10 protein-coding genes are annotated in these 15,834 nt (G+C 54.8%); 5 read left to right on the top strand and 5 right to left on the bottom strand.

Annotation, left to right across the window (positions count from 1 at the left end; translation table 11 throughout):
• The first annotated feature begins 30 nt into the window (after positions 1 to 30).
• The 5 genes from MMC1_RS15300 to MMC1_RS15280 all read left to right on the top strand — a co-directional run bounded on the left by MMC1_RS15300 (position 31) and on the right by MMC1_RS15280 (position 9,237).
• Entirely contained in the window at positions 31 to 1,872 is a 1,842-nt protein-coding gene (locus MMC1_RS15300) for an ATP-binding cassette domain-containing protein (RefSeq protein WP_011714542.1), read from the top strand.
• On the top strand, positions 1,869 to 3,200 hold the full coding sequence (locus tag MMC1_RS15295) for an HlyD family type I secretion periplasmic adaptor subunit (protein ID WP_011714541.1): 1,332 nt from the start codon (positions 1,869 to 1,871) through the stop codon (positions 3,198 to 3,200). The genes MMC1_RS15300 and MMC1_RS15295 overlap by 4 nt, the downstream gene beginning before the upstream one ends.
• Before the next feature lie 83 nt (positions 3,201 to 3,283).
• Positions 3,284 to 6,517, top strand: a complete 3,234-nt coding sequence (locus MMC1_RS20485; protein WP_011714540.1) for a tetratricopeptide repeat protein — start codon at positions 3,284 to 3,286, stop codon at positions 6,515 to 6,517.
• 115 nt (positions 6,518 to 6,632) lie between these two features.
• The gene (locus tag MMC1_RS15285) at positions 6,633 to 7,424 is read left to right on the top strand and encodes a hypothetical protein (protein ID WP_011714539.1); all 792 of its coding nucleotides are present in this window, start codon (positions 6,633 to 6,635) and stop codon (positions 7,422 to 7,424) included.
• An 85-nt stretch (positions 7,425 to 7,509) separates the two neighbouring features.
• Positions 7,510 to 9,237, top strand: coding sequence for a glycosyltransferase family protein (locus MMC1_RS15280; protein WP_011714538.1), 1,728 nt, complete (start codon positions 7,510 to 7,512; stop codon positions 9,235 to 9,237).
• A 49-nt stretch (positions 9,238 to 9,286) separates the two neighbouring features.
• Here the strand turns inward: MMC1_RS15280 and pelG are convergent, their stop codons facing one another.
• From pelG to MMC1_RS21745, 5 genes are read right to left on the bottom strand one after another with little or no spacing between them, the layout of a single operon-like run.
• Positions 9,287 to 10,669 carry an exopolysaccharide Pel transporter PelG gene (gene pelG / locus MMC1_RS15275; RefSeq protein ID WP_011714537.1) on the bottom strand — a complete coding sequence of 461 codons (1,383 nt, stop codon included), beginning with the start codon at positions 10,667 to 10,669 and terminating at the stop codon, positions 9,287 to 9,289.
• Between the two features lie 3 nt (positions 10,670 to 10,672).
• A complete protein-coding gene (pelF, locus tag MMC1_RS15270) occupies positions 10,673 to 12,385 on the bottom strand; it encodes a GT4 family glycosyltransferase PelF (protein WP_011714536.1) in 1,713 nt (570 codons plus the stop codon).
• Positions 12,382 to 13,554, bottom strand: a complete 1,173-nt coding sequence (locus tag MMC1_RS15265) for a tetratricopeptide repeat protein (RefSeq protein WP_011714535.1) — start codon at positions 13,552 to 13,554, stop codon at positions 12,382 to 12,384. Before MMC1_RS15265 ends, pelF begins: the two co-directional genes overlap by 4 nt.
• The gene (locus tag MMC1_RS15260) at positions 13,551 to 15,077 is read right to left on the bottom strand and encodes a GAF domain-containing protein (RefSeq protein ID WP_011714534.1); all 1,527 of its coding nucleotides are present in this window, start codon (positions 15,075 to 15,077) and stop codon (positions 13,551 to 13,553) included. The genes MMC1_RS15265 and MMC1_RS15260 overlap by 4 nt, the downstream gene beginning before the upstream one ends.
• A 16-nt stretch (positions 15,078 to 15,093) precedes the next feature.
• Positions 15,094 to 15,786 (bottom strand): CsgG/HfaB family protein, encoded by a 693-nt coding sequence (locus MMC1_RS21745; RefSeq protein WP_011714533.1) that lies wholly within the window; start codon positions 15,784 to 15,786, stop codon positions 15,094 to 15,096.
• Positions 15,787 to 15,834: the final 48 nt, after the last annotated feature.

The raw sequence follows: 15,834 nt of genomic DNA, 5'->3' as shown, positions 1-15,834 counted from the left end.
CGGCTTTGACCATGCAAAGGTGTGGTGACTATGCAAGAGTTGTTTCGTCGTCTGCTGCGGCGCCCGATGGTTTTTCTGTACCTATTGTTTGCCACCTTTATGGTAAATATCATGGCGTTGGGTGTGACCTTTTACGCCATTAACGTGATGCAACGCTACACCAGTTTTGGGGTGGTAGAGACCCTTTTCACGCTTATGGTGGGTATAGCCATTGTGCTGTTGTTGGAGCATGTTTTCCAACGGTTGCAGATGCGCTTGGCCCGTACCATTAGCGCCACGCCAGACGCCTTTGTCTCTGACGCGGCCTTTGATGCCATTATCAATGCCGATGCGCAACATCTGGATAAATTAGAGACCACCACCAAACATCAGGCCATGCGCCATATTACCGATGTGCAAAAAGCCTTTAGCGCCCGCACGATTATCTCCATTTTTGATTTGCCCTTCTCCTTTTTATCCATTGGGGTGCTCTATGTGCTCGAACCAAGGGCAGGGGTATTTGTTACCATTATGGCGGTCATCACCTTTGTATTTGGCATTGTCCACCAATACCGTGTGCGACAACCCACCAAAGAGCTGGATCAACTGACCGGCAGCAGCGGTGTGATGATGGGATGGGCGGTCAGGGCGCTAGAAGATGTGCGGGCCTTTAACCACCATCAAAAATTGATGCAACGTTGGCGCACGCTCAGGGTGCGCACACAACAAGCCAGCGAAAAATATCAGCAGTTGATGGAGTCTGAACAAAATTTTTCTCAAACCGTCAACATGATAACCATGGTAGGCACCATTACCATCGCTGCCCAGGGCATTCTGGAGGGCACCATGTCCATGGGTATGATGCTGGGGATTAACATTTTGGCAACCCGTGCGTTAAGCCCGGTCATACGCTTTTCAGCATCGAGCGATGTGTTGGCAAAAGGGCGGCAGGCTACCTTGGAACTCAACCAGCTGCTTCGTCTCAATCGAGAATCCAAAGTGGGAACCCGCTTGAACAACTATAGCGGACGGGTTGCCTTTAAGGATATGGCGTTTGCCTATCCAGGGGGGGCTGGGCCGCTGTTTGAGTCGTTGACCCTGGAGTTGGTGGCAGGGGATTCTCTGGTGGTAACCGGTAGCAATGGCGCGGGTAAATCCACCCTAGCCAAAATGCTGATGGGTATTTACAGCCCCATTCGTGGGCACCTGCTTATTGATGGTGTAGACCTGCGCCAAATGGATTTAACTTGGTGGCGCAGCCATGTTATGTATCTGCCCCAAGAACCTCAGTTTGTGGATGACACGATTGCGGAAAACCTGCGGGTAAATAATCCCGATATTGATGATGAGGGGTTGGAACGCATCATTAATATGGTGGAACTGCGCGAGTTTATTGACCACTCTGAGGCAGGTTTGCAAACTCGCATTGTCAGTCAGGGGCTTCATCTCTCTTTGGGTATTCGGCGGCGTTTGGCCATCGCCCGAGCGCTGGCCAGCCGTGCCCGGGTCACGATCTTTGATGAGCCAACGGAGGGATTGGATCTAACGGGGCAGAAGGCCGTCTATCAAATTCTCTCCCGCTTATCTCAGGAGGGTAGTACCATGATTCTGTTTACCAACGATCCTAATATTACCCGCGTACCCAATCTGTTGCTTAATCTGGATGTCAAACCCGTGCCGGAGTTGGTGCGTCGGCGTCCCGCCCCTGTTCCAGAGAGCAGCAAGCCGCATACCGAACAGGCAGAGCCCAAAGGGGGCGAACAGGCAGCCCCAAGCGTGCTTTTAGAAAGCCCGGCGGTGCCACCGGTCAGTGTAGCCTCTGCAACCATACCAGCCGAGGGTACGCTCTCTACGGTACCGGTTGAAGCGGCCAATAAGGGTGATGCATCATGAACGAATTAGAAGCAACGCCCTTCACCGAGGAGGCGTTGGATCCTAAAAACGCGCCCGGCGGTTCATTGGGATTGGCGGGTTGGATCTACATTCCCCTCTTTTTTGGTTTTGTTATCTCGTTGGGTGTATGGGCCTATTTTGGTGTGTTAGATGTGGTAACGTTTACCACCGGCGAGGTGGTGCCCAGTTCACAGATTAAACATGTGCAGCATCTGGAAGGGGGAATTTTGCGGGTAATCCACGTCAAAGAGGGCGAAGAGGTCAAATTGGGCCAGCCTTTGATTGAGTTAGAGTCCATTGCCGATGAGTCCGACCTAAGTGAACTGACTGCCCGCATGGTGGGCTTGCAATTGGATATTATCCGCCATGATGCGGCGGCAAAATTGGCCGCACACCCTGACTATCCCCCAGAATTGGTGAGTAAATACCCCCAACTGGTTAAACAATCCAGAGCGTTGTTTGAAGCGCGTGCCTCCACCTTGCACGGGGAAAAGGTGGAAATGCTCAATCACTATAAAGAAAATGAGTCGCTGTTAGGTGAGATCCGCGCCCGTCTGCGCAACAGCCGCGAGCGGATGAAGTTTTTACATGAGCAGGTTAAAATTAGTGAAAATTTGCTTAAAGATGAGCTGACCAGCCGGTTGGACCATTTGGCCTTGTTGCGTCAGGAACGCAAGCTGCAGTCGGATATAGATGAGGATGAGGCGGGCATCACGGGGCAACAATCCAAGTTGCGGCAGATTGAAAACGGCATCCAGACCCTGGAAAATCGTTTTGTGGAGCAGGCTAAAACAGAGGCAGATAAGGCGCGTCAAACCTTATCAGAGTTAAGCCATCGCTTAAGAAAGTTTGATGATCGTGCGGCGCGTACGATCTTACGGGCACCCGCCAATGGGGTGGTGAAGGCGATCTTAAATAATACGGTGGGTGGGGTCGTGGGGGCAGGTGAGACGGTGATGGATATTGTGCCTATGGATGATCGTTTGATCGTCGAGGGGCACCTGTCGCCGGGAGATGTGGGGCATGTGCAGATCGGGCAAAAGGGGTATATTACCCTAGCCAGTCGGGAGGGTGTTCGTTATGGACGCCTAAATGCCGAGGTTGTCCACATAAGTCCAGACACCTTTACCAATGAGCGTAACCAACAGACCTACTACAAAGTACGGATGCAGACCGAGGGCAGCACCTTTGTACAGGGTAAATATCGTTATGAACTCTACCCAGGTGTTCAGGTAACTGCTGCAATCCGTACCAGTGAACGCAGGGTGATTGACTATTTTCTTGAGCCACTTATGCTGGGTCAAAGTCGGGCACTGCGGGAACGCTAAGTTTGCGTTTATGACTTTCTTTTAAGGCGCGTTCCAGGGTGTGTAGCGGGACTGGCCTACGTTAAGGGTGGCTGTTAACGGTTATGGCACGAAAAAAAAAGCAGAAAAAATTCCCCTCCAGCCAAGCTGCGGCCATTTCCGCTACCGAGGCCCCACAGCAACCCACGACTGGAGATCGCCACACCCCTCCCGCGCAGCGCTACAGTGCGGCCATGGCTTTGCACCGTCGTGGTGCTTTAAACGAGGCCGAGGCTGCTTATAAAACAGAGTTGCTGCAAGATCCTGATGACGCAGAGGGGCATCATCTGCTGGGGCTGCTGTTGTATCAACAGCAGCGTCATGCCGAGGCACGCCCCCATTTGGCGCGGGTCAGTGCCCTTAGGCCACAGTCGGCCTACCACCACTACCATTGTGGATTGGTCGATATGGCGCTACAGGATTTTGCCGCAGCCACGACCTGTTTTCAAAAGGCTTTGCAGTATAAACCTGACTATACGGATGCTCTCCTGAATCTAGGGGTGGTTTACCAGCAGCAGGGCAAGCCACAGGCTGCGGAACAGGCGTGGCTGCAAGCGATTCAGGTAGATCCAAGTTCAATGGGGGCCTACATCAACCTGGGGCTGTTTTATCAAGAACAGCAGCGCTTGCCGGATGCCAAACAGGTGTTGATGCAGGGGTTAAAGCACGCTCCGAATGCGCTGCCCTTGCAGGAAAAACTGGCGCAGCTCTTGACCACCCTAGGGGAGTACCCGGCGGCGTTGCCACTGCTTGAGGCGGTGGCTCAGGCCAAGCCAACGGATTGGGGGGCGCAGCGGGCGCTTGGTTTGGCGCAAATTCAGGTGGGGGCTTTTGCCGCAGCGGTGCCTCAACTGGAGCGGGTGGCCCAGGCAGACGAAGGTAGGATCGCAACCCTGCATGGGCTGGCCACCGCCCTGCAAGGCTGTGGACGGGTGGATGAAGCGGTGCAGGTGTGGTGGCGCATACTCGATAACTTTCCTACCCATAAAGATACCCTGTTTCAACTGAGTTCAACCCTTTTTCATCAAGGTGAAAAAGAGGTCGCAGAACCCCTCTTTGCGCGTATGGCCGCCTTGCATCCCCATTCCCCCGAAGCCTTTGCCAACTGGGGCCATTGCCTTTCGGAGATGGGGCGGTTTGCTGAGGCAGAGCGGGCCTGCCGACACGCCCTGCGCTTAAACCCAGCCACCTTAGAGGCGGGTATTGTGCTGGGTGGGCGGGTGCTGCGCCGATTGCACCGGCTGGAGGAGGCGGTGGCAGTGTGCCAAACCCATTTGGCCTACCATCCTAACAATCCGCGGGTGGCCAATAATCTGGCGATGATATTGCTCAATGTGGGAAAGATCGCCGAGGCTAAACAGGTCTGTTTGGAGGTGCTGGCCCACGACCCCAACTACTCGGACACCCACATGAACTTGAGTGTGATCGAACTGGTGGAGGGGGATCTACGGGCCGGGTTTAAACGTTATCAGCACCGCTACCATACCAAGCTGTTTGTGCAGGGCATGCAGGCTCTGGCGGGGAACACCCTCTGGGAGGGGCAGGATCTCGCGGGTAAATCCCTGGTGGTGTTGCCCGAGCAGGGTTTGGGGGATCAGTTGCAGATGGTGCGCTATCTGCCCCTCTTCAAAACGCGTGGGCTGCGCCGTTTGGAGGTGGTCTGTTCAAAGCCGCTGCTCGCTCTATTCCAGCAGGTTGCAGGGGTGGATGCATGGCATACCAGTGCTGAGGCGCTCTCTATGCAGGCTTTTGATTATTACTGCATGGATATGAATCTGCCCCACGGATTTGGGACAGAGTTGGCCACCATACCGGCGACTGTGCCCTATTTGCAGGCCGAGGCTGCCATTCAGGCGGCCTGGAAAAGCCGTCTGGATGCCGCGTGTGACCAGCCGCTGCGGGTGGGGCTGGTGTGGGCCGGCAACCCCAATCATGAGCGGGATCAGGCACGCTCCATACCGTTAGCGCGCTTGGCCCCGCTGTTGGCGATTGAGGGGATCTCCTGGGTTTCCTTACAACTGAATGCCAGCAGCGCGGATCGTAACAGTCCGCTCTGGTCGAAACTGGTGCACCTGGAGTCCCATGTGAGCGATTTTGCCCAGACCGCAGGGTTGCTGGCTAACCTGGATCTGCTTATCGCGGTGGATACGTCAGTGGTGCATTTGGCGGGGGCCATGGGCTGCCCGGTGTGGAGCTTAATCGCCTATAGCCCTGATTGGCGGTGGTTGTTGGAGCGCCAGGACTCGCCATGGTACCCAACCATGACGCTGTTTCGACAATCGCGCTTAGGGGACTGGCCTGGGGTTGTGCGCGGGGTGGTAGAGGCGTTGGGTGAACGGTTTAAGCTGCCCTTGCCTGTGCGGCCAGCGGCGGTGGAGCCCCTCGCCCAAGCGGAGCCTAACTTTAAGTCTCGCTGCAGCGCGGTGTTAACGGATAAGCAGCAGCTATTTTTCTGTTTTGGCCCCCCCAAAAATGGGACCACCCTGCTGCAATATCTGTTGGATCAGCATCCAGAGATCTCCTGCCCGGCGGAGCATGATTTTAGCAAGCTAAAAACGTCGCTGAATACCGGCTGTGTGGAGTATGCCGCCCATGCGGCACGGATTCATAGCCGTATTGGTGGGTTAAGCGTGGGGGGGGTGAATCCTTTATTGTCGTCACGCGGCTTTCGGTTTATGGTGGAGACGATTATCCAAGATAGTGCCCGGGGACGATCCATTATAGGGGCCAATGATAACCAGATCATTGAGGATATGGAGGGGTATTATCTGGATTTTGAGCGGCCCAAGATGATTGCGATTTTTCGCAATCCCATCGATATGGCCCTCTCCTCCTGGAACCACAACCATCTTCTGGCTGAGCAGGAGAAAAACGATGCTCATTTGGAGGTTATGCGCCCCTATGGGGGTCTGGCCGGGTGGGCTGATCGCATGGTAACGGAGTTTATCCACCATGTGCAACAGGCGCTGGCCTTTCATGGACGCTATGGTGATCTGCACGTTATGCGGTATGAGTCGCTGGTAAAACAAAAGCGCCAGGTGAGCGCGGGGCTGTTTGATTATCTGGGGGCTAGTTGCAGCGATGCTCTGTTGGAGCGTATCGAGCAGCTGACTTCGTTACAAGCCATGCGCGAACAGGCGCGTCGGCGTGATTTTTTCCGGTCGGGTTCGGTGAATATGGGGGCTGGTGCCTTGGATGATGGGGTACGTCAGCATCTGCTGCAACGGGCCCAACCTTGGTTGCAGCAGTTGGATGCTTTGATTGAAGGTCAACGGGCGACGGGACAAGGGCCTGCATAAGCGCGGTTGGGATGCGAAGCCGGGCTTGCACATGATGGGGCAAACGGCTTAATTGGATGAGATTGACCATCAAGCGTGGTGATTCGCAGCCGTTTATTTGGGGAGAAGATAAGGCATGACCGCAGCAACCACGTGCCAACGGACCATTCTCTATGCCGCCACCGGTGAGGCCTATCGGCAGGAGGCGCTCAACAGTGCCCGCTCATTGCGTCCGCATTTGCAAAATGCCCGTGTGGTGCTGTTTAGTGATGCCCCCTTGGAGAGTGCGCTATTTGATCAGGTGGTGGTGTTGGAGCAGCCCTCTTTTGGGTTTATGGATAAGATTAGCGCCATGTTGCAGGCCCCTGGTGACGAGGTACTGTTTTTGGACAGTGATACCCATGTGGCGGGTTCTGTCGAGGGTCTGTTCTCCCTGTTGCGTCGGGTAGATCTGGCGGCGGCCCATGCTCCGGGACGGTTATCCCACCTGTTTGAGGTGCAAGATCGCAGTTGCCGTTTTGGGCTGGTGTTACCGGGTGTGCCCAGTAGCTTCCCTGAATTTAATACCGGTGTGATCCTGTATCGCAAGACTCCCGCCATGCATGCGTTGTTGCAACAATGGCGACAGATCTACCAAGAGCAGTTGGCTTTTGTTGGGCAAACCTATGGTGGTTTGCATGACCAGCCCAGCTTTAGACAGGCGGTGTGGCAGAGCGATCTGCACTACCATGTGCTCACACCAGAGGATAATTTTCGCTATATTTTTCCGGCAGTCGCCCACGGTTTGGTGCGTATTTTCCACGGGCGTGATCGGGATATGCAGGTGCAGTATCAGCGGGTGGATGCGGTGCAAGATCTACAAAGGGTCATGAACAGCATGTCGCATACGCGGGCCTATCTGCCCCGTCAAGGACAGGTTGTTGGCTAGAACAGGGGTGTGCCATGGCCGTCGTGCCCTGCCAAGCTGCGCAGAGGGTAGAGATTAATGGATTGTTTGCGAGGGTGGTCTAAATATGCATGAGCCGCAGCCGGTTTTTATTACAGGGGCAGACAGCCATTTTCTTATGCCGCTGTTTGCGCTGCTGCAAAGCATGCGCAACTACGCCCCCCAAAGCAAACTGTATGTCTGTGATTTTGGCATGTCCCAGCCTGTGCAGGATTTTTTTCGTGCCTTAGGGATATTGCTGCCACGCCCTGCGGCGATGGATCCCACCATTCACGCTTTTGAAAAGAAGATGCGTATTACTGAGTTTTTGGGGGAGATGCGCCCAGAAACGGTGGTGTGGATTGATAGCGATTGCTGTTTAACCGGTGATTTGCTGGCTCAGGTGCAGGAACTATGTGCGCAGCATGAGGCTCCCTTTATGGCCGCCGTAACCGAAGAGGTGGCGACCGTGGGTGGATTTATTGAGGCTACCCAAGAAAAACACAATATTGCCCCTTTTATGGCGATGCTTGCAGCACATCCCGCCACCACGACCCATGCTTGGCCCTATTTTAATGCCGGTTTTTATATCGCCCATAAAATGTGGGATTGGCAGCAGCGCCTAAACATGGAGGGGCGTCATGTCCCTGGGCACTTCTTGCACGAACAAAATTTTTTCAACTATCTGTTACAGACCGCCTGGTCCGGTGAGATTATCCCACTGGATGGGGATTGTTGGAATGTGCATGACGAACGTCTTAAGCAAGTGCAGGGTAGGGTATGCCATGAATCGAGCCCTTCAGCGCGGCTCTATCTGGGTGATAAACCGGTGCTGTTTGTACATACCACCTCACCTGACCCTACGGTGGTCCGTGGAGGGCGTTGCCCCATTTCGGTAGATAACGAGCTCTTGCCAGTCTCGGTGGTGCGGCGGGTACCGTGCAATCCATGGGTGGATGACCATATCTTGAAGCAGGCGTTCAGCTTCATCCGCCATGAAGCGGCTTTGTTGCGTCGTTGTGGTCTGTTAACCGATGCGCCAACGGTTGATCCCACCCCAGCAGCCCCGCTGAAGCGTCATGATTATCGAAGCCCTGGGGGTGTGCATCTGGATCCCAGTGCACTATTGCCCTCTTTGCAAGCGGTTGAGCCGCTCCAATTTGGCGCTTTAGCGCTGCGGACAGAGATCCCCCATCGCTTTTACGGGGCTTCTCTAGGGGGGGTGCCGTGGCCCTGTTCCACCTTGGACGAAGCCCACCTTATCTTTAATCACGCCCTTGCGGTAAACGGAGGGCGTGGTCTGGTCATGGGGCAGCATGCCTTATGGTTTGTGGTACACTTGGCTTTAGCGGGGCTCACGCTGGATGTGGTGGATCCCACTCTGGAGCAAGCGGAGGTGAAGGCCCTCTACCAGCAGACCTTAACCAAGGCACATCTGCTGGAGCGGGTCAGGCTCTATGCGCAGCCGCAGCCGTTGCATAAGGGGCAACCCGAGGGAGCGCTGTGGGATCTGGTTTTTATGGGTTGGATGGGGGTCCCGCAGAGCGAGGCCGAAGCCATTAACCACGTGGCTGGGGCCATGCAAGCACGAGCCTTGCTGCTGCTGTATGGAGGATTGGCCCAGCCCAGCCGTCAGCAGGGGGTGGTGCAGCTCCAAGAACGGGGTTGGCAGGTACAGGTGCAGCAGACTATGCAGCAGATCGCGGTAGCGTGGCGCGGTTCCGTGCAGCCCTTTAGCCATCAGCCCGACCCAGCGGTAAACTGGCCAGAATGCCCTCTGGCCCGCCGCTTAGCAGCGGTTAAAGCCCAGAGATAAAGGGGGGCTTGCCGTGATTATGAGGGGTTCCGCCCCTTGGCGGCCTGCTTTAGCCGCGTACCGAGTCGTTGCTGGAGATAAAGGTGTGGAAGGGCAGGTTGCGCAGCATGTGAAAAACCAGCAGGAATGAGAAACCAAAGGTGACGGCGGTGGCAGCAAAATAGCCATAACCGTAGTAGGGAAAGCCCTGCTTGAGCGAGATAAGGGAAAAGGTAAAATTGGTGAGCAAAAAGACCCCGCTGATGGCCAGCGCATGACGCCGAAAATCAAAATAGGAGAGGGCAATGTTCAAAAACAGCAGCATGGCGTGATAAAAGGCCCCTAATACCCCTAAACGGAACATGCCCAACTGCAAAAAATTGACCCCAAAAGCCTGAAAAAGGGTAGGGGCCAACACCAGCGCGGTAATCGAAATCCCCCCCTGTAAAATAAAAAAATTACGCCCACTGTTATGGATAGAGCGGATCAAATCCTTTTGATTGGCGACAATCTGTTCATAGGTGACATGTTTTTGAATGTCGCGATAATATTTAAGATAGCGCTCGTAAAAGCTGGTCTCCATGCTTAATACAAAAGAGGCCATCGAGGGCACAATGGTCAGATAAGCAAGAAACATGGCGCTGTCATAATTGGGGTAAGAGGGAAAGCCCCCCACCAGTTGCTCACTCTCTGGGGCGAGCCACATGATCCATTTATCCATCCAGGCGGCCATATTAAAAAACAGGCCAATCAATGCCAGATCCCAATATTTGCGGAAGTAGGGCAGAAACCGAAACAGCCGACGTACCTTATAGGGGTACTCCGCAAACACCCGCGCGGTCAGGGCAAAAAAGATCACCGCCAGACCCACATTAAAGCCAAACAACATGCCCGCAACCCCGAACTCCATAGAGAGAATGGGGTTGCTCAGGGTGCCCAAGGTCATGCCCATGATAAAAATACGAATAATAAATTTGTAGTCCTTTAGAGCGGTAATAAAGACCGTAACCAACCAGATGCCCGTGATTAAAAAATAGTTGCTCAGTCCATGGATGCGGTTGCTTACCTCTAAATCGGCGGCAAAAATATAAAAGCCAATGGCCAAAGGGGCCTGTAGGACAAACAGCAAGATCAACCCGCCCAGCAGAGTGCCCGGCACATGTTCAACCTTGCGGGTGTAAATAAGGTCGGCCAAATAGCGGGTGATGACCATCACCACCGGTCCCGAAAAGACCAATGAAAAGGCAAAATTGTAGATGACAATAATACGAAAGGTAGACTGCTGCTCAAAGGTGGTAAACAGCGAACCCAACGCCATGGAGCCCGATAGGGAGAGAATGGTAAACAACCAAGGACCCGTTGCCACCAACGCCGAATAACCAAAGCCCGCCAGCAACCCCATTAGGTTATCTTTATAGGTTAGGTTGCGTAGTACAAAGCCAATACCAGCCATGGATTACTCCTCTGCTGCCGGGGTAGGGCGTGGATGCGGGGGTGGGGGCTGGTTGGCAGACGGCCCCTTATCACCGGAGGCTGGGCCGTGTTGCGCGGCGGGTGCGGTTGGTTCGTGGGCTGGTTGGTGATCGGTGAACCCTTGTGGGTTCTCTTCATCCGGTGTGTTAGGGTCAGCCCCTTGGCGCTGTACATCGGGCATCTGCACCAACTGGGCGTAGATCTCACCATAGGCTTTGGCCAGATCCTCCTGGGCATAATAACGGATAACCCGTGCCTTGATGGCGGTTGAGCACTGCTCATACCAAGCGGAATCGGTGAGCAGACGCGCCATGGCGCGGGCGGTGGCGGCGGGGTTAGAGACCTCGGTTACTTCGCCGCCGGGACCCAGAGGGGGCTCTTCATCGGCCATGCCCTCGATCATCTCGCGACACCCCCCCACATCGGTGGTGACGGAGGGGACACCCGCAGAGCCCGCCTCCAGAATGACCAAGGGTTGCCCCTCGCTGATGGAGGTGAGCACCAAGAGATCAATCTTACCCATCCACTCTTTTAGATTGACCCGCCCGGTAAAGGTGATCATCTCTTCCAGCCCTTGGTGGCTAATAATATCGGTACACTCATCAAAATAGTGGGGGTCTTCCTCGGTGGGGCCCATCACATAGGCCACCGCATGGGGTACCGTTTTACGCAAAATGCCACAGGCACGGATAAAGCTTTTCACATCCTTAATGGGGACCACCCGCCCAATCAGGGCAACGGTGGGGGGACGTTGCCCCCGGTTGCTGGGAATATCCGCAAAGGATTGCCAATGGATACCATTGGGGATAATACGCATGCGGGCAGGGTCAGCCCCATCGGCCAACTGAAATTTTTGGTTGCCGCCGTAGAGGGTGAGAATCTGGTGGCACGCCTCATAACAGGTGAGTGAGTAGGCAGCGAAGGCATCAATCCACAGGCTTTTAACATCCTTATCCAGTTTTTCCACCTGTAGGTCTGCTTTAGGCTGATCATAGAGCCAATCGGCCATGGTAATCTCAATGCGCCGCTCATTGGTATAGATGCCGTGCTCGGTGACAATGGCCGGGCGGCTGTATTGCAGGTGACAACGGGCCAGCAGCAGACCTGCATAGCCGGTGGAGACCGCATGATAGCTGCGGCACTTGGGCAGCTCGCAGAGCAGCGCCGTGAAGAGGTTGCCCCCCAAAAAGCGCCACGTCCAGAAAAAGTCCAAAAAAGGCCCCTGGCCTAACAACGCTTTATAAAGCGTCACGGTCATATGCCATGCGTGCAGATCGTTAAGCAGATTGTTGCGGCTTAACTTGGCGCGGTAGGGCTCGATAATGGCCAGCAACCGACGCATGGACTCCAGCCCGCCCTTGCTCTGAAAACGGGCAATCTCCGGTTGCAGAGCCTGACAGATTTTTTTGCCCTTAAACCGAGGTAGCGTGTGCTTACCCTCGGGGGCTAACCAGATATGGGTGATGCCGGTGACATTGCTGGGTAGGGCATAGCGTAGTTTGAGTTCTGCCCCTTGGGGGAGAATGGCCAATAGATGAAAGCTGTGGTTGGACTGGGTTTGGATAAGATCATGGGCCCAGCCAGAGACCCCCCCCGCCACATAGGGGTAGGTGCCTTCCACAATCAGACAGATATCTGCCACAAAGCCATCGGCATCGGCTTGGGGGGTCGGTAAAGTGGAGTGTGAATGGCTCATGCCTGCCCCTCGGCTGGTACGGAGGAAAGGGGTGGTGACGGTTGCCCATTGTCACGGCGGTGGTGCCAAAACAGGACCGTTTCCATGATATGGGCCGGAAAAGCCATGTCGCCATATTTTTCCACCAGCTGGTCAGCCGCCTCTCCGAGGGCATCATAATCTTGCAAATGAAACAGGCACTCCATATACCACAGGTAGAGAGATTTTGGGGCGTGACCCTCTTGAAGAAGATGCTCCAAAAAGGTGCGAGCTTCTTCAAACCGTTCATTTTTTAGTAGATTACGTCCCAGGGCATTATGAACACGGGTGTTATCCTTGTCCTCAAGCAAATACAACTGGTAAAGCTCAATGGCTTTGTCGCGGTTTTGTTGCTCCCGTTCAAAATCCAGCAGCCCGGTATAGGCGTAGTCATCATAGTGACTGGCCAATGCCAATAAAATTTCAGCATTCTCTGGGGCTTCTTTAAGCTGCTCTTCAAGTGCCATGGCCTGTTTAAGAAAGCCATTTTCCACAAAGGTGGCGGCGGTAGCCGCCTGCACGCGAATGGAGTTGTCGGGGTCGTTGAGCGCTCGGTTTAATACAGGTGCAAAGGCGGGTTTAAAATTACGGCTAATGAGGGCGATCATGCTCTGTTTTTGGCGCTGGCTGCCGTGGTTGAGAATATCATTAAAAGGGGTCAAACTGCCCTCTCCCCCCGTGCCGCTGGCCTCCAGTTTATTGGCCAAGGTGCGGGCCTCGCTGACCTCCTCCTCGGGGAAAAGGGCTTCATACCACTCGTCAAACGAGGTGGTGTGGCGGGCATACTCCCAGTAGAGCACCATGGTGATGGCGCTGCCCATGGCCCCGATAAAACCTAAAAACAGGGTGCTGCCAATGAGCAAAATATAGATTCCCTTGCCGCAACCTTGCTTGATGGGGCGGTAGGCCAGGAGGCTCATAAACGCCACCCAACCCACATGTATACCGATCACCTCAGCCCAGGGCAGGGGTTCCAGATTGGCCTCTGCCATGGCCAGACGATAAAACAGCCACAACTCAATCAAGCTACTGATCACCGCCAAAGCCATAAGTAGGGCATTGTGCAGGGGCGCGCGGGAGCCAACACTCTCATCCTCGCACTGTTGGTGTGCTTCGCGCTCTTGGATCTCTTTTTCGAGGGCGGTGCTCACGGGGGCGATGACTCGGTAGCGAGAGGTAACCCCTGCGGCCCCGCAACGTGGCCAGCGGTGGCAACGGGTGGGGTGCCATCCAGCATGGATGGGCTGGGGGCATGCTCGGGCGGCGCCTCTTCTTGGTGTAGGATCTGGGTCTGAATGGAAAATTTGGCCCGGGGGGCCGTAGGCCGAATTAAGGTTTCAATGGCTTCATCCAGCTTTTTTAACACAAAGTGTAAATTTTTAACCGGCGTGGCGGGCAGTAACAGGGCAAAATCGTAACCGGGGCGCTCATAGTCAAAGGCCATGTCGGTATTACGCATGACCGTACGCAAAGCCTCGCTGAGCACTGGAGGTACCTTGCGCCGCTCCTCTAAATTAAGGTCGTCGGCATTCTCCAAACGGATAATAACGAGGCAGACCTCAAATTTAAGCCGTCGCGCCAAACTGGTGAAAAGCTGAACTTGTTTGGGAAAAAAGCCAAAGGAAAAAAGCTGATGCTCATGGTTGAGCACACTGTCGGATTTGGCGTTCTGGTAGCGGTTGGCATTGTCCAGTGAGGTGCCAATCCATTCGCACAGCGCTTTAAAGTTTTCGACGGTGCTCACATTAAGATCCATAAAACCAAGCTCTTCCAGCTTCATCACCCCAGAGACAGTGCCTGTCTCTTTGGAGAGCAGCGGGCCTACCAGCATGCCTTCGCCATCCAGCGCGTCCCGTTGGTCAGATTTCACCACCGATAAAAATTCATGCTGCCCAACGACCCTTTGATAGAGGGCGCTGGACTCTGGCAAGCTGGTTTTAAACCGTTCATCGCCATCCCAACCACGGCTGATACGCATCTTTAAGCCGCCCTTGTCCAGGGCAAACAGCGAGAATTTTTTGGGGTTGAGAACCTGAGCCACAATATCCGCCGCGCCATTCATAACCAAGGCGGGCTCCTGCTGCTCTACCGCTTTGGCCGCCTGAATAGAGCTCACCACGGTGCGCATCTGCCCGGCGGCACGGGTCTCTAACATCTCTTTGGTGCGGTTGACGCGGTTGTAGGCTTCGGTAATGCGCTGTTCCCGCTCACGGGTTTCAAGCAGAGCATCCCGTAGTTCAAGTTGAAAACGTTTCTGCCGCGTGCGTAGCTCTCCCATAAGCACTGCGGCCATTAACCACATCATGGGTTGACGCATGAGCAGCAGCAGATAGTCAAACACCTCTTGGTTAAAGGTGGGTTGGGGAATGTTCCAGCTACGCAGCGCCACGGTGGCAGAAATCGCCGCCAGCAGCCCCTCGGTGGTGCCATACTGGACGCTAATCACAATCACAATAAACCAGTAGGGGTGGGGGGCTACCTGGGCAAAACGGCTGCCGTCAAACAGACCAAAATCAATGCTAAACACAAGCGCAAAAAAGAGGGCGATCTCAATGAGCGCCGAACGCTGCACCCCCCCTAGCGTACGCCCCCCTGCAATCGCGGTAATGGCATCAGCACGCGACGCTTGGTCATTGGGTTCGCTCTGCTTGTGCGGTTGCTGGGCCTGGGTCATGGATAAACCTAACCGGTTAGGGTTCCGAATGCGCAGGCACGGTGGCCGGGGCTTCCGCTGTGGGTGCAAGGGCGGCGGTCGTGCCGCTTGGCTGGGTAGCGCTGGCTGCTGTCGGGGCGGTCTTTGAGCCGTCGGCCCCATACCCGTGATCCATGCGCGCCACCAACTGACTGGCCGCCTGCTGGGCGGTGTAGATGAGGCTCTCACGACGCAGCCAGCCACTGCCCATCAACGATTGACTGCCCCGCCACACCACCTTGCTATCCGCAACCCGCAGCAGTTGCACATTAAAGCCCACCGCAGGCTCCTCGCGCAGACCGTGTTGATACGAAAGCTCCGAAACGCTGCCCAGAATCACCGCATCCACCCCCAACATCAGCCCAACCTTGCGGGCCAGTGAGACATCGGACAGGCGATCCATATCCACCTTGTTCTGGGTTAATAGGCGGCGCATTTCGGTCTCTTCCATCTGCTGAAAAATCTGCCGATGGTAGAGCTCGGTGGAAAGGAGTTGAGCGACAATCAATCCGCCATTAGGGTTGTTGCTCAAATTTTCAAAGGGCAGTACCGCCACCGTCATCTGGCGGGGCAGCGCATCTTTTAGTACAAACGAGCGGTCCGTACCCATGGAGCAACCCACCATCAGCAGTGTGCCCAACAGCAACAGCAGACAGCTACGCCCTTTTTTTATCCATCCCTTAATTTTCATCTTTAAACTCTCCCCGATTACGGGTTTTTTTGGGTTGTTCAAGCCTGC

Origin of the sequence: Magnetococcus marinus MC-1 (genome assembly GCF_000014865.1) — a bacterium.
Classification (GTDB): Bacteria; Pseudomonadota; Magnetococcia; order Magnetococcales; family Magnetococcaceae; genus Magnetococcus; species Magnetococcus marinus.
This window is presented reverse-complemented; position numbering and strand designations above follow the sequence as displayed.